22 protein-coding genes are annotated in these 19925 nt (G+C 39.1%); 20 read left to right on the plus strand and 2 right to left on the minus strand.

Features of this window, described 5'->3' with window-relative positions; genetic code table 11:
* Positions 1-298: 298 nt before the first annotated feature.
* On the minus strand, positions 299-793 hold the full coding sequence (locus tag CA600_RS08545) for a hypothetical protein (RefSeq protein WP_094869801.1): 495 nt from the start codon (positions 791-793) through the stop codon (positions 299-301).
* A gap of 147 nt (positions 794-940) precedes the next feature.
* On the opposite strand from CA600_RS08545, the gene CA600_RS08550 reads away from it, so the two are divergent.
* The 11 genes from CA600_RS08550 (at position 941) to CA600_RS08600 (ending at position 8496) form a co-directional block, all read left to right on the plus strand.
* Positions 941-1927 carry a phosphotransferase gene (locus CA600_RS08550; RefSeq protein ID WP_094869802.1) on the plus strand — a complete coding sequence of 329 codons (987 nt, stop codon included), beginning with the start codon at positions 941-943 and terminating at the stop codon, positions 1925-1927.
* On the plus strand, positions 1924-2685 hold the full coding sequence (locus CA600_RS08555) for a class I SAM-dependent methyltransferase (RefSeq protein WP_094869803.1): 762 nt from the start codon (positions 1924-1926) through the stop codon (positions 2683-2685). Before CA600_RS08550 ends, CA600_RS08555 begins: the two co-directional genes overlap by 4 nt.
* A gap of 11 nt (positions 2686-2696) precedes the next feature.
* On the plus strand, positions 2697-3332 hold the full coding sequence (locus CA600_RS08560; protein WP_094869804.1) for a pyridoxamine 5'-phosphate oxidase family protein: 636 nt from the start codon (positions 2697-2699) through the stop codon (positions 3330-3332).
* Between the two features lie 20 nt (positions 3333-3352).
* On the plus strand, positions 3353-4210 hold the full coding sequence (locus CA600_RS08565) for a S66 family peptidase (RefSeq protein ID WP_094869805.1): 858 nt from the start codon (positions 3353-3355) through the stop codon (positions 4208-4210).
* A gap of 46 nt (positions 4211-4256) precedes the next feature.
* Positions 4257-4763, plus strand: coding sequence for a DUF2569 domain-containing protein (locus CA600_RS08570; protein WP_179281572.1), 507 nt, complete (start codon positions 4257-4259; stop codon positions 4761-4763).
* A 30-nt stretch (positions 4764-4793) separates the two neighbouring features.
* On the plus strand, positions 4794-5336 hold the full coding sequence (locus CA600_RS08575) for a ClbS/DfsB family four-helix bundle protein (RefSeq protein WP_094869807.1): 543 nt from the start codon (positions 4794-4796) through the stop codon (positions 5334-5336).
* A gap of 223 nt (positions 5337-5559) precedes the next feature.
* Positions 5560-5997: an LPXTG cell wall anchor domain-containing protein gene (locus tag CA600_RS31160; protein ID WP_179281573.1), complete on the plus strand. Its 438-nt coding sequence runs from the start codon at positions 5560-5562 to the stop codon at positions 5995-5997.
* A 165-nt stretch (positions 5998-6162) separates the two neighbouring features.
* Positions 6163-6891: a DUF5071 domain-containing protein gene (locus tag CA600_RS08585; RefSeq protein ID WP_094869808.1), complete on the plus strand. Its 729-nt coding sequence runs from the start codon at positions 6163-6165 to the stop codon at positions 6889-6891.
* A gap of 37 nt (positions 6892-6928) precedes the next feature.
* Positions 6929-7822, plus strand: coding sequence for a PhzF family phenazine biosynthesis isomerase (locus tag CA600_RS08590; protein ID WP_094869809.1), 894 nt, complete (start codon positions 6929-6931; stop codon positions 7820-7822).
* Complete coding sequence (locus CA600_RS08595; RefSeq protein WP_256989784.1) at positions 7813-8247, plus strand: NUDIX hydrolase; 435 nt, start codon at positions 7813-7815, stop codon at positions 8245-8247. Before CA600_RS08590 ends, CA600_RS08595 begins: the two co-directional genes overlap by 10 nt.
* A 33-nt stretch (positions 8248-8280) precedes the next feature.
* A complete protein-coding gene (locus CA600_RS08600; protein ID WP_094869810.1) occupies positions 8281-8496 on the plus strand; it encodes a sulfurtransferase TusA family protein in 216 nt (71 codons plus the stop codon).
* Between the two features lie 2 nt (positions 8497-8498).
* On the opposite strand, the gene CA600_RS08605 is transcribed toward CA600_RS08600, so the two are convergent.
* Positions 8499-9383, minus strand: coding sequence for a LysR family transcriptional regulator (locus tag CA600_RS08605; RefSeq protein ID WP_094869811.1), 885 nt, complete (start codon positions 9381-9383; stop codon positions 8499-8501).
* Between the two features lie 174 nt (positions 9384-9557).
* Here CA600_RS08605 and CA600_RS08610 point away from each other — a divergent pair, with 174 nt between their 5' ends.
* The 9 genes from CA600_RS08610 (at position 9558) to CA600_RS08650 (ending at position 19856) form a co-directional block, all read left to right on the plus strand.
* On the plus strand, positions 9558-10247 hold the full coding sequence (locus CA600_RS08610) for a YeeE/YedE thiosulfate transporter family protein (protein ID WP_042187846.1): 690 nt from the start codon (positions 9558-9560) through the stop codon (positions 10245-10247).
* A 65-nt stretch (positions 10248-10312) separates the two neighbouring features.
* The gene (locus tag CA600_RS08615; RefSeq protein WP_094869812.1) at positions 10313-10540 is read left to right on the plus strand and encodes a sulfurtransferase TusA family protein; all 228 of its coding nucleotides are present in this window, start codon (positions 10313-10315) and stop codon (positions 10538-10540) included.
* 22 nt (positions 10541-10562) lie between these two features.
* The gene (locus CA600_RS08620) at positions 10563-11123 is read left to right on the plus strand and encodes a YeeE/YedE thiosulfate transporter family protein (protein ID WP_256989785.1); all 561 of its coding nucleotides are present in this window, start codon (positions 10563-10565) and stop codon (positions 11121-11123) included.
* Between the two features lie 83 nt (positions 11124-11206).
* Complete coding sequence (locus CA600_RS08625) at positions 11207-12427, plus strand: FAD-dependent oxidoreductase (protein ID WP_094869813.1); 1221 nt, start codon at positions 11207-11209, stop codon at positions 12425-12427.
* A gap of 263 nt (positions 12428-12690) precedes the next feature.
* Entirely contained in the window at positions 12691-13659 is a 969-nt protein-coding gene (locus tag CA600_RS08630; protein WP_094869814.1) for an ABC transporter permease, read from the plus strand.
* Positions 13660-13688: 29 nt separating this feature from the next.
* Positions 13689-14585 (plus strand): carbohydrate ABC transporter permease, encoded by an 897-nt coding sequence (locus tag CA600_RS08635; RefSeq protein ID WP_042127373.1) that lies wholly within the window; start codon positions 13689-13691, stop codon positions 14583-14585.
* A gap of 72 nt (positions 14586-14657) precedes the next feature.
* Positions 14658-16343, plus strand: coding sequence for an extracellular solute-binding protein (locus tag CA600_RS08640; protein ID WP_094869893.1), 1686 nt, complete (start codon positions 14658-14660; stop codon positions 16341-16343).
* A gap of 167 nt (positions 16344-16510) precedes the next feature.
* On the plus strand, positions 16511-18091 hold the full coding sequence (locus CA600_RS08645; RefSeq protein WP_094869815.1) for a response regulator transcription factor: 1581 nt from the start codon (positions 16511-16513) through the stop codon (positions 18089-18091).
* A 16-nt stretch (positions 18092-18107) separates the two neighbouring features.
* Complete coding sequence (locus CA600_RS08650; RefSeq protein WP_094869816.1) at positions 18108-19856, plus strand: sensor histidine kinase; 1749 nt, start codon at positions 18108-18110, stop codon at positions 19854-19856.
* Positions 19857-19925 lie beyond the last annotated feature (69 nt).

A 19925-nucleotide genomic window follows, 5' to 3' on the forward strand; every position in this document is an offset into this window, starting at 1 on the left:
AAAACCTCCCTGAAAATAGCCGATAATTGCTCTAAATGAATGGAATCAGGGAATTCCTCCCTAAAAATCGGGGTAATATCTATATTCGCGAACGGATCGTTGTTCCAATCGCTGTGCTCTCCAAATTTTTTTCATTTCCCTAAGCGCGGTGAAAATCCGGAGACCAAGGCGACCGCTGACGCTTTTCCACAATCAGTCCGTTCTCTCCGCTATTTAAGCGGGTAAAGTTTCTACAAATCTTCTAAAATCATAAAAAAAGGAACCTTGGGACACCCTCTTTTTTTCAAAATAAGAAGGTTTAGTCATAAATCAATTTCATTAAAGCCTCTGAGTCAAAACGATCTCCTTGCACTAACCATTGACCATCCACATCAAACATAGTCAGTATTCCCTCTAAAGGGACACGTTTACTTTCTTTGTCATCCTTATCCAACAAAACCAGATCACAAGTATATTTTAACTCAACAATATCTTTCTTTTGTTCGGAAAGGGTGAACTTTAGGTGATCTGGTTTTAAAGAAAGCTTTTGTTTATTAGCGATATTGTAAGGGATAGTTGTGATTCGGCTCCCAATCGCTTTTTCAGTATAGTATTCCGTAAAATAGGGTTTCATTTCTTCATTTCGCGCTAGAATGGATTCTTCGGAAAATAAATTCTCAGTAACCTTAACGGTATATTCCACATTTTTGTACTTCTCAGCGGCTTTAGTGGCATCATCCACTTCTGAGCTACAGCCCATAATTAACGTTAGGGATAATAAAATTATACTCAATATCAACGGTGATTTACGCATTCGAGCACCCCCATGTATTTAATCCTGTATTATTATACTTATATTACCATACATTGGTTTCGTCAATATAAGAAGGAAATGATTCAACTACCTATATATGGTATTGTGTAAGTGTTACTATCAAATACCTAAAGGGATGGGATATACTTGAATTTTTTTCCTATTACATACTCACTGTTAGCAACAGATGCATTATTATTACATATTAAAGAACATTATGAAATTCCAGAACCAGTACAGCTGCAGTATTTTCTTAGAGGCATGAACGATACATACATCTTAGAGACGGTATTGGAAAAATACATCTTTCGTGTTTATCGAGCGGATAGACGGAGTAAATCGGAGATTGATTTTGAATTAGAGTTATTGAACGATTTGCAAGAAAAAGGTGTAAACGTCTCCATTCCTATTCCTCGAAAAGATGGGATCATGATTAATGAAATTCTGGTGCCTGAGGGTGTGAAGTATGGCGTTATGTTTAGTTATGCTGAAGGAAATGAAAAGCCTATTCATGCTGTAGAAGACAGTTACTTATTTGGTCAGGCAGTTGCACAAATCCACAAAGCTACAGATAATTTTAAGAGTGAACATGTGAGGGGCACACTAGATTTTGAACATTTAATTGAGAAACCTCTTCATACGATCAAACAATATATGAAACATCGACAAGAGGATTATCAATTCTTGTATGACCTAGTAATGCGATTAAAAGCGGAGTTGGAAAAGAATCTGGAAGCGGGTTTAGACTGGGGTATCTGCCATGGTGATTTGCATGGGAATACGAATGTGGCTTTCACTGACGAGAGTAAGCTAACACATTATGATTTCGATATTTGTGGTTACGGATGGAGAGCCTATGATATCGCCGAGTTTAGATTGGCAAGAGAGATTCATAGTGGCCATAATAAAGATGAAGTTGAACAGTTATGGGCAGCATTTTTAAATGGATATAAGAGTTTAAGAGATCTTAGTGACAATGATATTAGTGCTGTTCCTATATTCGTTGCGCTTAGACAGCTTTGGCTGTTTGCTTTATGTTTCAGTGAAGGTGAATTGATTGGTCAAGCTGACTTTGACAATGGATTTATCGATAGTAAAATGGATTATTTCAGAAATCTACAGGTGATCAAATGAAAAGTGAACTGAACAGTACAGATGCTATAAAAAGATGGGATAAATACGCAGAACTGATCTCATCTTCGTATGGTGAAACTGGGGATATTCATCGAGAAGTTTTCTTGAATCCAGCCTTAATCAGGCTCATGGGTTCTGTTGAAAATAAGAAGGTGTTAGATGCAGGTTGCGGTGAAGGGTATTTAAGCAGAATGATAGCTAAAGCAGGGGCTTCAGTAACTGGCGTTGATTATTCGCAGAACATGATTCAGCTGGCTACGAGTAAATCACAGGAAGACTTAAAGATTACTTTTAGACATGGGAATTGTGAAGAGCTTAGCTTTCTCCAAAATAAGAGCTTTGATCTCATCGTTTCCAATATGGTGCTTCATGATTTATCCGATTATGAGATGGCGATTCATGAAATGAACCGATTGTTAGTTGATGGTGGGACATTTATATTCTCAATTCCACATCCTTGCTTTGTAACCCCTGGCAGCGGATGGGTGAAGTCGGATACCGGAGAAAAGCTGTATTGGAAAGTGGATAATTATTTCTTCGAGGGCACTTATAATCAAAACTTCCCTATAGATCAAGAGGAAAAGTTTCTGATTTTTCATAGGACGTTATCCAGTTATGTAAATACGATTGTGCGGGCTGGTTTTCAAATCGAAGAAATGATTGAGCCGAAGCCATCTGCTGAAATGATTGAGAAGTATCCGTCATTTGAGGAGGATTTTCGCTGCAGCGATTTTTTGGTTTTTAAACTGCGAAAGTAGGAGGGAGAAAGATGCACCATAATATTTTCAAAGAAGTTATAGACTCTGAAGAAGAATTAAGATCAATGTATGGATATCCCAGTGAATTGGTAAATAACAAGAGTATAACCTTCATCGATCACCATTGCCGAGATTATATTTCCAAATCACCAATACTCTTTATAGCAACAAGTGATTCTTCTGGCTATTGTGATGTATCTCCACGTGGGGATGCTGCAGGTTTTGTATATGTGTTAAATGACAAACATTTAGTAATTCCTGAGCGCCCTGGAAATCGGCGTTTTGATTCTTTGCGTAACATCATCTCCAACCCTAAAGTAGGCTTGATTTTTATTATTCCCGGACTGGAAGAGACCTTAAGAATAAATGGGCATGCAAGGATTATTAAAGATCCTGAAATATTGGTTCATATGGAGGCTCAAGGTAAACTACCAAGATTGGGCATTGCTGTTGAAGTGGAAGAATGTTATATGCATTGTGCTAAAGCTTTTAAGAGATCACATCTATGGGACAATACGTATTGGCCATTGAAAGAAATGCTGCCTAAACCCTCGGTAATCATAGCAGAGCATGCAAAAAAACTGGGGCTCTCTCAAGATGATGTATCCAAGTCATTAAAGGATAGCTATGAGAACCGGTTATATTAGAAATGAGAGGAAGAACTGAGATGAGTATAGCTTTAAAGCTCACTCGTGGGAATAAAGTGGGACTTATCGCTTGTTCTGATGGTGTGAGAGTAGAGAACCTGCCTAAAGTAGAAGAATTAATTAGAATTATGAATTCGTTTGGGCTAGAGGTAGTAATGTCCAACACCTTGTTTAGAAGAGATAGTTATTTCAGTGGGAGCCCTAAGGAAAGAGCATGGGAGCTGAATCGTCTATTTAAAAATGAGGAAATCAATGCAATTTTTGATATTTCAGGTGGGGATTCTGCGAACCAGATCTTGGAGTATATAGACTACAATATTATTCGATTACATCCAAAGCCTTTTTACGGAATGAGTGATTTGTCAGTCATTTTAAACGCATTATATACGCAAAGTAATTCAAGATCCTATCATTATCAGTTGATGAATCTCGTATCTTCTGATGGGGCGGAGCAGCAAGCTGCTTTTTATCGCACATTTTTCGAAGGACATAACGATCTTTACGATTTCGACTTTCATTGGGTCCGTGGGAACCAAATGAGTGGGATTGTAATTGGCGGGAATATTCGATGTTTCTTGAAGCTGGCAGGAACAAGTTATTTTCCAGACCCTTCGAACAAGATTTTATTCTTAGAGAGTTTAAGTGGTAGAGCTAACAAAATCGTCTCCTTATTTGCTCAGCTTCAGCAAGTTAGAACTTTTGAAAAATGTGCTGGAGTGATTCTTGGGTCGTTTACTGAGCTTGAGAGCTATAATGAATTTTCAATCGTTGAAACGTATTTGAAGGAGATCAGCTGGATTCCTATCGTGAAGACGAACGAGATCGGGCATGGTAGTGACAGTAAGTGTATTGTTGTGGGTGAGAATATAACTTTATAAGGAAACCTTTGATAATCCATTAGATGTAAAAATAGGGAGCGTTGTCGTGGAAACAAAGATAATCGAAGAGAAAAAAGATTACAAACCTTTAGGAGTGTCAGGACTTGGGGGATGGCTAATCCTTGTTCAGATTGGTCTTTATGGGACGATTGTCATTCAGATCATGCAGTTTTTCCAGAATACTTCTATGATGTTTGACACTGAAGTCTGGACTGCTTTAACATCAAACGAATCAGAATTTTATCATCCTTTATGGGGAGCTACCGTTGTTTTTGAAATAGTATTTACTCTAGCTATATTGATTTTCAGTGTATACATACTAATTAATTTCTATGGGAAGAAATCGATATTACCTCGATTATTAATTATTTTTTATGTGCTGGTACCCTTAGTCGGAATCATTGATTACGTACTTCTTATACAAATTCCTCTTGTAAGAGAACTTGAAACTGGAAAGTCACTCCGGAATATTATTAGACCTGTGATGGCGAGTGCAATTTGGATTGCGTATTTTATTAAATCAGAGCGTGTAAAAAATACCTTTATAAAGTGATTTAGTGCTGGTTCATAAAGGAGAGTTATGATGTCTACACACGACTACCCATCTAAAGAGGCATTGAAAAATGCTATACATACTGCCTATCTATCTCTCGATCTTGAATTTGAAGGCATTGAGAATGCTCAAAAAGACACTCGTATGGAAGGCGTCGATCGTACTCCTGCAGAAATTCTTGCCTATCAATTGGGATGGCTAAACCTAGTGATGAAATGGGATAGGGATGAAAAAGCAGGGTTAACTGTCATTATGCCTTCACCGGACTATAAATGGAATCACCTTGGCGGATTATATCAAACGTTTTATCATACCTATGCCATTAACTCATTAGCCGAATTAAGATCTTTATTGAAAGAGACAGAACAACAATGGCAGAACTGGATTGATTCTTTAAGTGATGAAGAACTTTTTACGCAAGGCGTGCGGAAATGGACAGGAAACAATCCAAGATGGCCGATGGTCAAATGGATTCATATTAATTCAGTAGCACCGTTTAAGACTTTTCGTTCGAAGATTCGTAAATGGAAAAAGCTTATTTCACACTCTAACACCAATAAGAATGAAGATTAAACTCAAGCCTCCGTCTAAAATGAGAAATCTGAAGGGGGCTTTTTGGCATTATCGTAGAACTCCATGTTTTGATGAGATCGCCTATTTATAAGTTGCTAGATGGTTTGGGTCGTAGGAAAATCAGGCATAGCGGAACTTATTGAAGGATTAAATAAAGGTGGAGCATTAATGAACTCTATAAAGCAATTGAATCAATTGAATCTCGTAGATAGAGGAGGTTGTAATGAAGAAGTTCGTTATTGTAATTTTAACCATTGTTGCTTTAATGCCAATGCGCTCTATGAACGCGGACTGGGCTTATTCTTTTGTTGTTTACGCAGGTGATATTTATGAAATATCAGACGACGAACTCATCCCATCGAATGAAATTGACAAGAAGATAGGGCAAGTAAAACGATATTCAGACCACGAAGGAACGTATAGCGGCAACTTTTCAAATACTTACCCTAAGGGCACACCATATTATTCAATTAAGAATATTGATCCAAAAGAAATCATTGCCATTAAGACCCACGAAGCTGAATTTGTCAAAGCCATTAATAAAGGTCAATATGCCAATGGTCAATTGGAAAGTAAAACGATCTGGATTTCTATACTAGGGTCTTTAATTATTGTGTTATTAATAATATGGATAATGAAACGAAAGAAATCAATGGTTTAGAGTTATCCGTATGCCTTTGGGTGACAGGGTCTTTTGCCTTTTATTAACCGGTTAAAGATTTATTTATGGTGGGGGATTTGAACCAGATGGGAAATGCTGCGCTACCAATTAGGTTATCCATGAAGCTTGCAGTGATGACGAAATGATGACGAGAAGGTGGATGTAATGGAAAATGTATCTAATGTAATCAAAAAGTTATCCTGGGGCACGCCCGAAGATGAAAAGGAAGAAGCAATGAAGAAGTTACAATACATAAGGGATGAAGATCTTCATTTATTATTACAGCCTATTTCAAAAGAATATTGGGATGGAGCGGCTGAAACAGTCATACGTTTAGGATATCCACGTGTGAAAAGCATATTGCCGGGTTTACTTGAATGGATACAAGATAGGAATTGGCCAGGCGCGGGGGAAATAGCTGATTTTTTACTTGAAATAGGGGATCCGATGATTCCATATGTTAAAGATGTACTAAATCAACACAGCGAAGATCAAGAATGGGTGTACTGGATTTTTGAAGTATTAATTAATCATTGGAATACGGTACAAATCCTACAGATACAAGCAGAATTAATTAAGATTTCACAGGAAAAAGCCAATGACCTTTCAGCATTAAGAATCTTATTAACTCACGGTATATACGCAAAAGATGTGGTCTGTGAAATAATCCAGCGCAAAAAAGCCGCCCTTGTATTTGAACTCAAGGAACTTCATGATACTCATCCTGAAATTGATTGTGAAGCTCTTCATAAAGAATTCTTCGATCAGCAGCCTAATGTAATTAAACAGTTTCATGAGCACAATAAAGACCGTTTTTATATATGTAATGCGATATCTAACCGCCAAGAAGTTTTAAGCGAAATAGAGATTTTCACAGCAGAGTTTCTCACTTAGTCAGTCTATATTCAATCTACATAAAGGAGACAGATCAGTGAACAATGTCAAAGTCCTTCATTATGATGCTTTTTCTCCTTATCCGAACAAAGGGAATCCTGCGGGAGTAGTGTTAGAAGCTGATCATTTAAGCGAAAGTGAAATGCAATCAATAGCTCATAAAGTCGGTTTTAACGAAACAGTTTTTGTAATCTCATCAGATGTAGCTGATTTAAGGCTTAAATATTATACTCCTGGCCATGAGATCAATCTTTGTGGACATGCTACAATGGCATCTTTATTTGCTTTGAAAACAAAAAGTATCCTTGGAGAGGCTAGCTCGGTAAAGATCGAAACAAATGTGGGTGTGCTACCCATCCAATTCAGTATGGACAACAATAATCACTTACTAATAAAAATGAAGCAAGATCAACCGGAGTTTATTGAATTTGACGGTGATAGGGTTAAGCTTGCGCACGCCTTAGGATTACATGTGGATGAATTAGAAGAAGGTAAACCTATTGTTTATGGCAGTACTGGCGCATGGACTCTATTAGTCCCAATTAAGAGTATAGATAGCTTTAATAAAATGAAGCCGATAAATTCATTGTTTCCAGACATTTTAACGCAGCTTCCAAAAGCATCTGTACACCCATTTTCACTCCAAACGCTTGATCCGCACGCTTTAATGCACGCTAGACATTTCTCATCGCCTTTTTCGGAAACCGTCGAGGATCCAGTAACAGGTACAGCATCGGGAGTTATGGGGGCTTATTATTTGAAATATATTGATCCGCATATGGACTCGATCCAATTTGATGTAGAACAAGGACAAGAAATCGGTAGAGATGGGAAAGTAAATGTAGAAGTGTATCGATTAGATTCTGATAGAATGGATGTTTTTATTTCTGGAACTGCGGTGTTTGTGGGGGAGGTGGATTTATGGAAATGATAAAATATACTCAGCTTGGAGTGTATGGAGTCTTAGTGAAGAACGATAAAGTATTACTAATTAAGAAAGCAAGAGGCCCTCATACGGGAAAGTGGGACTTTCCAGGTGGATCTATAGAGTTTGGAGAGGTACCTTATGAGACCCTTAAGAGGGAGTTTTGGGAAGAGACCGGAATTACAAGTTTAAAAGGATTGCTTCATGATTCCATTTCCTATACGTTAGTTTATCCATACAATGATACCCAGTTAGAAGAGTTACACCATATAGGCATCATTTATAATGTTTCCTTGCTAGATGTGAGCTTTGAGCTTAAGACCGATGGGGACGGACTAGACTCTGATGGGGCAGAGTGGATAGAAATTAAACAATTAAACTGCCTTGCATTAACCCCTTTTGTGAAGAAGATTATGCTGGGTCATTACTAGAGGTTTAATGATCTATGGAATGGAGGCAGCATCATGATAGAAATTGATTGTCTGGGTGAAATCTGTCCAGTACCTGTACTCATGTTAAAAAAACATCAAAAAGCTATTCAGAAGGGTGAAAAGGTAATGCTAGTCACTGATCATAGCTGCGCGAAAGTTTCTATCACGGATTACTGTCGTGGTTCAAATTTAAACTGTTCCATTCAAGAAGTGTTTAATGGAGTATGGGAAATTACGATTGAGGCTTAAGCTCAACACAAAGTATCTATTAAAGTCTTTTCAATATATCGAACTAATTGTTTCGTATCGTTGTCACAGCGCTGATTTTGTTTCTTTATCATGTAGACATCGTTATTGACCTGGAACTGATCAATAGGAATGATCTTGAGTTGTTTACTATACAACTCTTTTTTTATGGACATATAAGGGAGAAAGGCGAGACCATGCCCTCTAATGGCAGCAAGCTTTACCGCCTCAAGAGAGTCTAGATTAAATAGTATATTTAATTTAAGCTCGCCCACTGACACGGTATTCAAAGCTCTTTGCACACAGTGAAGCTGTGAGGACCAGATTAAAGGATAATTGGGGAGCTCATTCAGTGTGATTTTATCAGGACAAACGGTCGTATGGCTTGCCACCAACATAACTTGATCAGAAAATACCATATGTGAGCTTAATTCTGATTTTGGAGAGGGACCGGAAATAAACCCGATATCACCTTCTTCAAGAAGCAAACGTTCTTCTACTAGTGACGATGCCCCTTCGTTTAGAGTAATATGGCAATTGGGAAAATGTTTTTTTACCTCATATAAGGTACATGGCAGGGCATAATTACAGACTTCTGGAATCGCATAAATAGACAGCTCATGTTGTGTTGGCTGTAAATGATTGATCTCTGTGACCATATCATCATACAATTTGATGATTTGCCCCGCATATTTCTCTACAATAATTCCTGCTTCGGTTAGGCTGGCCCCTTTGTTGCTTCGCACAAAAAGCTCAGACCCTAAGGTACTCTCCCAGGATTTCAACTGCTGACTAAGTGCGGATTGGGTGATATGAGATTTCTGAGCGGCTTTAGAAATGCTCTTTAACGTTGCAATATCTAAAAAGAATTTAAGCGTTTCCATATTCATACTTATTCCTCCTGTTGTCCGCTGTTAGTGCACACTATAGCATACTTGATTGCGCTCCATCTGTGCCATTAGTAACACTTATACAGCATAAAGAAAGCCGATAACTACAGCTCAAATAAGTGTGTTACTATTTTCACATAGTCAATTACATAAAAACGATGGAGGTGTTAGACTATGGGGCAAACCGTAAGTCCCGAAACGAGATCAACCCGAACCAGAGCTCCAAGAAAACCTAAAAAGAGTCAGTTGCCCATCGCGTTGCTGGTCACAGCTCTCATTATTGGGTTTGGTTTTTTCCTAGACCATTCCCACGATAAAATGGTTGTCTACCTGCTTTTCGGTATTTCGTTTGGCGTTATTTTGCAAAGATCACGTTTCTGCTTTACTGCATCACTAAGAGATCCCTGTATTACAGGCAGCACATCAGTTACAAGAGCGGTTCTGATTGCTTTTTCCCTTGCAACCATCGGATTTACAGCGATTAAGTACCCAGCGTTTCTGGAAGGTAAGCCGATTCCTGGGATGGATAATGTGGGTCAGATCAGCTTGGCTTTGATCATTGGCGCTGTATTATTCGGAATTGGCATGGTTATTGCAGGTGGTTGCGCTTCGGGTACATTGATGCGTGTAGGTGAAGGGTTCACGATGCAGATGCTGTCGCTTGTATTCTTTGTCATTGGTTCACTTTGGGGATCACATGATATGGGGTGGTGGAGAGCTAACGTTATAAAGGATGCACCAACTGTATTTTTGCCTGATGTATTCGGTTGGCTTGGAGCACTGGTTGTTCAGTTCCTGATAATTCTTCTGTTGTACATCGCTGCAGTTAAATGGCAAGAGAAAAAGATGGGAAGCGCAGATTAGTTTAAGTTATTACGTGAATATTTTCACTAACAGTAATTCAAAAAAATATAAAGGTGGTTTTTTAAATGTCTGAATTTACACTTGATTGCATGGGAGAAGCTTGTCCGGTTCCGTTAATGAGAACAGAAAAGAAGATGACTGAACTAAATGTTGGAGACGTTCTTGTTGTTGCTATTGATCATAGCTGCGCAATGAAAAACGTACCAGAATGGGCGAGAAAACAGGGACATCATGTGGAAATCGAAGAGGTCGATGATGGCGAGTGGGAAGTTGTTATTGAGAAGGTAAAATAGGATCGCTGAGTAGGAAAGGACGGTGAATGATACGGTGAATGAATTCTGGTTGAAGATATCGTCTAACCGCTTTTACAAGCAATTGCTCAAAGAACCGTTTACTTATGTAACTGGAGCTGTACTTCTCGCTGTGTTCGCTACAGCACATCTGGCTGTTTTCTCTAAAGGATGGGGAGTAACAAGTGCTTTTGCAGACTGGGGAGCTTGGGCGTATCGCCTGGTAGGAGGAAATGTAGATAACTGGGCGTACTTTAGTACTGAGAAAGCTCAAAAAACATTATCTTCCGGATTTTTGAATGATGGTGGTTCCATTCGAAATGTAGGGATTATATTAGGTGCTTTAGCAGCAACTTTGTTTGCTTCCGAATTCAAGCTGAAGAAAATTAAGTCCAAAAAGCAGGTTGTAGCAGCGGTTCTTGGTGGTTTGCTTATGGGGTACGGAGCTAGACTGGCTAATGGATGTAATATTGGTGCATTGTTTACGGCAATAGCTTCATTATCGCTTTCAGGTTGGATTTTTGGATTGTTCTTGCTGGTAGGTGCATTTATAGGCAGTAAATTATTAGCCAAATTCTTTATGTGAAAAGTGAAATAGGCTGAGCTTATAGTGCTGACGAGAGTCAGCCTATTTTATTAAGGAACAGACTCACAGGAGGGACAAAAGAAATGGAAAAGAAGACTGAAAAGTATGATGTCGTTATTATCGGTGGCGGGGCTGCTGGATTAACAGCGGGAATCTATTGTGGACGAGCAAAATTAAAGACTCTTCTCTTGGAAAAATCACTGGTAGGTGGTCTTGCCACTTATACTAATGAAATAGAAAATTATCCTGGTTTTCCTGAAGGTACGACCGGTACAGACCTTATGGGATTATTTCATAAACAAGCTAAGAAATTTGGTGTGGATTTTAAAATGACAGATGTAAAATCTGTTTCGGTAGCGGAAGATATTAAGGTAGTGGAGACCTTTCGGGTTCGTTATGAGTGCAAGGTCATAATCATTGCTAGTGGTGGCAAGCCAAGAATTACTGGAGCTGCTAATGAAGATAAGTTCTTATATGATAAAGGGATTTCTTTCTGTGCAACCTGTGACGCTGCGGCAAATACAGGGAAGACAGTTATGGTCGTTGGCAGTGGTGATGCAGCTATTGAGGAAGGGATGTTTCTGACTAAGTTTGCAGATAAAGTGATCGTTTCTGTCATTCATGATCTTGGCAAAATGGATTGTAATGAAATTGCCAAAACGCAGGCACTAGAAAACCCTAAAATGGAATTCATGTGGAATACGGTAGTAAGTTCTTTCGAGGGCGAAGAGCGCTTGAGTTCCGTTGTCTTAAAAAATCTAAAATCGAATGATTTGCAAAATATAAAGGTCGATTCATGTTTCTTATTTATTGGCTATACACCGAACACAGAAATTTTTTCAGGTGTAGTCGAGTTGAATCGAAATGGATATGTACTTGTCAATGAAAAAATGGAAACGAATATACCTGGTGTATTCGCAGCAGGGGATGTGTGTGATAAGTTCCTTAAGCAAGTGGCTACAGCTGTCGGTGATGGTGCCATTGCAGGGTATGGTGCAGAGAAGTACATCTCTGAATGTGAGACTTACGAGCATCAAATTCTAAATCAAGGAAAACCATCCGTTGTCTATTTATGGAATGCAACTGATCCTTCTTGTCGGGAGCTATTACCGCGCATTGAAGCGTTTGAACAATCCCATACTGAGACCAGGGTCACAAAGGTTGACGTATATAAATCACCCGGACTTGCTGCCAAGCTGAGAGTAGATTCAGTACCTTCTATAGTTTATCTGGATGATGGAAAGATCCAAAGGGTACTTACAGACAAAATAAGTGATAACATATTGAATGCTCTAACGAATTGATGGAAGAGCCCTATGCAGAGATATCTGCATAGGGCTTTTATTAATTATGCTTTTATTAAATTGGACGAGCTATTTCAAGAAAGTGTCAAAGTATCAATAATAGTTGTTTTGTCATATACCTTTGAAAGCGCTTAGATATTAAGATTAATTCATAAGATAGCAAATCAACGGAGGGAGAGTAGAGGAGAGCCAAGGCTGCAAAAAGAGAGAAAGCCATGAAAGATGCTTTATTTATATGAATCTAGGTTTAGGAGGACTTACATATGGCGAATGCAAGCGTCGCACCAGACAAGACATCAAGACCGGATCTCGGCAAGCATAAGACCAGCGGGATAAGACGCTTTTTTAAGCAAATAGATCTACAGCTTATGGTATTGCCAGCACTCGTATTAGTTTTTATTTTTGCTTATATCCCCATGTACGGTATTCTAATTGCTTTCCAGGATTACAAGTTAGGGAATAGCTTTATTAGCAGTGATTGGGTTGGATTAAAGCACTTTACTTACTTCTTTAATGCACCTGAATTTGAAGTAGTTATGAAAAATACAATCATCATTAGTTTACTGAAGTTTTGTTTTGGATTTCCCGCACCAATCATTCTGGCGTTAATGCTGAATGAAGTTCGTAAGATGTTTTTTAAACGAGTAATTCAGACCGTTACATACTTGCCTCACTTCTTATCTTGGGTGGTTATCGGCTCGATGGTTACTTCGATGCTATCCGTAGATAATGGCAGTATAAATATGCTGCTTGAGAAATTGAGATTTATTGATGAACCGATTAATTTCCTTTCTATGACCGAATATTTCTGGGGAATTTTAGTTACAACCAATGTATGGAAGGAAATTGGATTTGCCTCAATCGTTTACTTAGCTGCCATTGCTGGTATTGATCCGCACTTATACGAAGCTGCTTCGATGGATGGTGCGAGTCGTTTTAAACAAATATATTTGATAACGTTGCCTTCCATTATGCCAGTTGTGATCATCTTTATGATTCTGGCTATCGGTAATCTGGTGAATGCAGGATTTGAAGATATTTTGATCCTTGCTTCCAATCCGGCTCTACGAGAGGTATCAGATTCAGTTGATGTATATGTTGTACGTGTCGGTATAGATAACTTCAGGTACTCCTATGCGACTGCTATCGGATTATTCAAGGCCGTTATCAGTGTGACATTACTTACCTTTGCAAATTTCATTGCCAGAAGAGCAGGAAACAGCTTGTGGTAATGAATTACTCAATATAGGGGGACTGAATTATGAAACGTACTAACATAGGAGACCGATTGTTTATTGGATTCATATATGTATTCTTGACCTTACTAGCTTTCTCCGCGTTTTATCCATTTTGGAATTCACTTGTGATTTCTTTTAATGAGGGGATGGATACTTCCAAAGGCGGAATCACTTTCTGGGTCCGTGAGTTCACGCTTGAGAATTATAAGATCGTATTTGAAGATTCTCGTTTAATGGGTGGATTCGTCATTGCAACATTGCGGACGGTAATTGGTACAGTAACAGCCATATTGGCTACTTCGATATTTGCTTATGGGATGTCGAAGCGCGAACTAATGGGTCGCAAATACTACATGATTATGTGTATCATTACAATGTATTTCGGTGGGGGACTCATTCCGTCATACATGCTTATCAGAAGTTTAGGCCTCTTCAACTCATTTTGGGTGTTTATTATTCCTGCACTTGTCAGCGTATGGAATATGATCATATTCCGGACCTTCTTCCAAGGTCTTCCGCAAGGTTTAGAGGAGTCAGCAAAGATTGATGGCTGCGGATACTGGGGAACTTTTCTCCGAATCGTACTTCCCTTGTCAGGGCCTGTCATCGCAACATTATCATTGTTCACAGCAGTCAATCACTGGAATGAGTGGTTCGTAGCGAGTATTTACATTACGAAAGAAGAGTTAATGCCGATTCAGACCATCTTGAGACAGATATTGTTCTCTAATATTGCTTCTGAACAGCTGTCTAATGTAGATGCAAGTTCCATTGCTCATATTAACTCAGCCAAGAAAATAACGTCGAAGTCATTAACGATGGCTACGATCATGGTTGCAACCATTCCGATTGTATGTGTATACCCATTCCTGCAAAGATTCTTCGTTAAAGGGGTCTTAGTCGGATCATTGAAAGAGTAGGATGATAGAATGAGATGGGGTTTAGAGCGTATTGCTTTGAACATAGATTACAAATTGAAAGGGGAAAATACATTGAAGACTAAGAGAAAGATGCTTCTCGGAACGTTGTCTACCTTGCTATTGTCGACAGTGGTGGCGGGGTGTAGTGGCAACAATTCAAGTGCTCCAGCTGCAACTGCTGAACCAGCGAAAGAAGGAGGAACAGCGGTTAACACAGCGACTGAAGCTCCAGCGGCTGATTTGTATGAGTTAGGGAAAGAACCGCTTGAAGTATCATTCTATGGAAACTACGGCTGGTATCAAATGCCGAAATGGGGCAAAGATGCTGCTTCTAAATGGATTTTAGATAATTTGAAAATCAATGTCACTGGAATTAGTTCTGGTGGTAATAATGCTCAAAAGCTGCAAACGATGATCGTTGGTAACGAGCTACCGGATATTGTGTGGACGGAGAAAGGTGCTGACGTAGAGCGTCTTCGTCAAGCAGATATGCTAGTTCCTTTGGATGAATACATTGATAAATATCCAAACTTTAAAAAGTACTTAACAGCTGGACATTTGGAATTGCTTCGTTCTCCTGATGGGAAAATCTATCAGCTGCCGAATTACTATACAACACAGCCAAACGGCAATGCCGGTTATGCGATCAATAAGAAAATATACAAAGAACTTGGTTCTCCAAAGCTAGAGACTACGGATGATTTGTATGCTTACTTAAATGCTGTTAAAGCGAAGTTCCCAGATGTTATTCCGTTTGAGACTGGCTTAGCTAAAGATGGTAACGGTATTGATCAGTTGTTCTCCTCTTTTAAAGAGAATAACCTTTCGTATACTAGAATATACGCTGTACCTGATGGCGACAAAATGGCTTCCATTTACAAAGATGAAGGGTTCCGTGAGTCCGTTGTCTTTGGTGCTAAATTAATGCGTGAGAAGCTTATGACACAGGATGCGAACACCCAAACAGAAGACCAAATTAGAGAGAAAGCGATGAATGGCAAGTTCGCTGTGATTGCGACATTCGATCCGATGAAATTGCTCGCTACTGCTGATGAAGAGATGAAGAAGAAAAATCCGGAAGAGGGTTATATGTTTATTAAACCAATCTACAAACCGGGCTTGGATCAAAGTAAAATCACTCCGGGAACGTACAATCAGTTAGGCTGGAACGTTGCTACAATCACTAAAAACGCTAAAAATCCAGAAGCTGTATTCGCAATGCTTGATTGGATGACAGGTGCAGAAGGTTCTATGGTGCTTAACTGGGGCCCTCCCGGACCAGACGCTTACTGGGATGGATTTGAAGCAGATGGACTTACTCCTAAATTCAATAAAGAAAAATATCTGAATGAGCCAGAAGCATTATCTGAAATCAGTGGCAAGGCTGGTGACTTGGTTTGGGTAGGAAACACGGTTTTCTTGGATAATACGAAGAAAATGATGTTGCAAACCCTTCCAGCTGACAAGATCGACTTTAGTAACCGCTGGCAGATGGAAGTAACGTGGGCTTCACAAGGCGACTTTACAGAGTTCCTAAACTGGGATCCGGCTCCAGACAGTGAAGAAGGCATTATCAGACAAAGCGTAAGAGATATCTGGCTAACTGCTAGAGCGAAATCAATGTATGCGAAGACCGATGCAGAAGCATTAGCCATTCTTGACAAAGCTCATGATGATTCCATGAAGGTTGGCTATGAGAAATTCCTTGATTATGTTACAAAAGTATGGACAGAAAACAAGAAAGCTTTAGGAAAATAATAATTAGTAATGCGAAGGTTTGCTAATAGGCAAGCCTTCGTTTTTACGTTGTATTCTGATGACTGATTGTTTATAGACTGTTAGACAAATTTATGAATGGTATACTGGGAAAGAGTAATGGTAGAATTTACAGGATTGATTAATGCATTTCAAAGGGGGACTTGTTGATGTACAACGTATTATTAGTAGACGATGAGATGTTGGATCTAGAAGGTATGAGACAATTTATTCCTTGGAATGAGCTTGGTATGGAAGTTGTGGAGGCTGCAAATAATGCGTTTACCGCGTGCGATATTTTAGATCAGCATGTGATTGATATTATCGTAAGTGATGTGAATATGCCGAATATGTCGGGTCTTGAGCTGGCCCGAATTGCCATAGAGAAAAAAAAGGATATACGCGTGATATTTGTAAGCGGTTACCAAGATTTTAGTTATGTTAAGCAAGCTTTGTCACTAAAGGCGTATAGTTACGTCCTTAAGCCCATGGATGATAGTGAACTCATTGCTGCACTTCAGAAAGTAAGGCAGGATTTAGACGATGAACGTAAGCGCCGTGATGTTGAAGAAGCCTATCAGCATATGATTCCAATGGCCAAAAATGATTTGTTAATCCGCTTATTCGAAGGAGAATGGGAAGAGGGTAGCCAGGCCGGAATGTTGTCGCTTGTGAAGTCATACGGTTTGGATAAGCTGAATTGGCCTGTTCGTGTAGCTGTCTTGGAGCTTGACTACTTCAACTGGCTTCAAGGACAGGATAATCTATCTAAACATCAAATGGCCAAGGACTTCCTTTATGAAGTGAATAGAATAGGTCAGAAGCACGGAATGCCACATTGTTACAAGGTATCGGCCTATCGGATTGCATTATTGATTAACGAGCAGGAAATGGAAAAGTTTACTGCGGATATTTACGCCTCGATTCGAGCGGAGTTTCCAGTCACAATGACTGTAGGTGTAGGCAAACCAACATTTTCTATGGAACAGATTCATATCTCCTATCGACAAGCTATGGAAGCTGTGGACGGGAAAATGTTTATTGGCAAGGGCAATCTAATTATGTATGAAACCGTTAGCAGCGAACCGGGGATGATCGATGCCCGTATGTTAGATACCCGTATGGATACGCTGTTTAAAGCGGTGAAAGAGTATGAGTTAGTTCTTATTTATGATGAGATAGACAAGTTATTCCGCTCTGTAAGTAGTTTAAGATCCAAATTCACGATTCATAATCTGGCAATGTATATCATTTGGAAGCTGGATCAGCAGTTAAAGGATGTTAGTGAGGATTTATTTGAAATTTTAGGTATGGAGATACATAGTTTAGATGTTTTACACCAATTCGATACGATCAGCGATATTCGCTCATGGCTCGTACTCAAAACGTTTGAGATCTCAGAGTACCTGCGTAGTAAATCAGATTCAGTGAACCATAAATTGATTAGAGAAATCATCCAAACGATGCAGGACAGAATGAGCGATAACTTTACGCTTAAAGATATTGCGCAGCAGTTCTCTTTCTCCCCTAACTATTTGGGTTACCTATTCAAAGAGGAAACTGGGAAAACGTTCAGCGAAGTACTTACACAGCTTCGAATGGATCAAGCAGGCAAGCTTTTAAAAGATCCGACATGCAAAATCTATGAAATCGCTAGCAAGGTAGGCTATCGGTATCTCCCTTATTTCAGCAGACAGTTCAAAGAGGCTTATGGTATGACACCTATGGAGTATCGTAAGCGCGACAAGTGATGGGAGATGATGTTCTATGAAAATGCGAAGAAGACATAAATATGTGCCGATTGGGTATAAGTTAATGCTGACGTATATGTTTTTTATTATTATTCCTATATCCTTGATAGGGTTCGTCTCTCATTCCATGTATAATGATTCATTGCGCGAACATATCAATACGAATATTAAAGGAACGTTATTGCAGATACGTGACAATATTGATTATAAAATGGACGAAGTTACTCGAATATCAACGCAATTATACAGTGATTTTGATTTTTATCGAAATCTTCGGAGTTATGAGGAAGGCTGGGAAAATTACGATCGGATGTCTAAGAAGGTGCTGCCGAAGCTTGACGTAGCTATTCAATCTACAGGTGTGAAGATAGGAATGTCGCTATTCTTAAAGAATGAATCGATCCCTGAGATCTATTCGAATTCACTTGAGGGCTATTTGGATAATAGTAGCTTTTATCATCTCTACCACATGAAACGAATTGAAGGTAAATCCTGGTACTATGATTTTCCAACTGAAAAGTACGCTGAAACTATGAAATGGTGGCAGATCGAGAGCGATGTAGAGAATAACCGCATCTCGTTGCTCCGTAGACTAATTGATACATACGAACCTCTTAAGCCTAAAGAGATAGGATTCCTGCGGATTAATGTAAGAATTCCAGATCTATTTGACAGTGTCAGTTATACGAAGATAGGAAAAGGAAGTAATTTAATTATAAAAAATGAGTTTGGAAGAACGATGTATCAATCGGGTGAACTACCGGAGAACTATACTAATGAAGCCGAACTAAATAAGGATTACCTTACGATTAAAGAAACGATTATGGTTGCTAACCAAGCATGGCAATTAATCGCGCTTGTTCCAATTGCAATCCTTGAAAAGGATGCAATGAAGGTACGTTTGTTTATTATTTTAATGTGTCTCATATGCTGTGTGGTTTTTAGCTTTGTAGGCATATTTATATCCCGTTATTTTTCGATTCGGATTAATAAGTTCGTATATGTGCTTAATGCTTATCGGGAAGGTGATCTTCACAAGCGTATAAAATATCGGGGGAAGGATGAATTCTCTCAGATAGCAACTGCGCTAAATGATATGGGTGAGAATATTGATATGTTGATTAAAGAGGTATATCTGACGCAGCTCCAGAAGAAAGAAGCGGAGCTTGAAATCCTACAATCGCAAATCAACCCACATTTCCTGTACAATACATTATCGTCTATTATTCAATTAGCCAAGTTTGGTCAAAATGAGAAGCTGCAGAAGATGGTACTGGAGTTAGCGAAGTTTTATCGTTTAACACTAAATGAAGGCCGTACGATGATTCCGGTTCCAACCGAAATTGAGCAAGCCAACGCCTATTTAGAAATCCAGAAAATTAAATATGGTGACCGCTTGGAGGTTATGTTTGATTTTGATACAGGGATCTGGCCTTACGAGACTATTAAACTGATTCTACAACCTTTTATCGAGAACGTGCTAAAGCATGCTTGGTGCGGCGATCACATTCATTTGCGGATAGTAGGACGTAAAGAAGGCGATAGTATTCTCTTCCGAATCATTGACGATGGTATAGGCATCAGACAGGAACGGATTGATCAAATATTCGATTCGAAGGGTCATACGAACACCGGTTATGGCGTCCGTAATGTGGATCAACGGATTAAACTGCAATATGGGCCTGAGTATGGCGTAACTATTTTTAGTCGTGTCGGAATTGGCACTTCAGTTCAGATCTTGATTCCTGCCAAAAAAAGAAAGTAAGGCGCATTGTTGTTGTGTTATAGAGAAAGGGGTCTTAAAGCTAGTTAGTGCTAGCTTTAAGACCCCTTT

It is taken from the genome of Paenibacillus sp. VTT E-133280, from assembly GCF_002264385.1.
Lineage (GTDB): Bacteria > Bacillota > Bacilli > Paenibacillales > Paenibacillaceae > Paenibacillus_AQ > Paenibacillus_AQ nitricinens.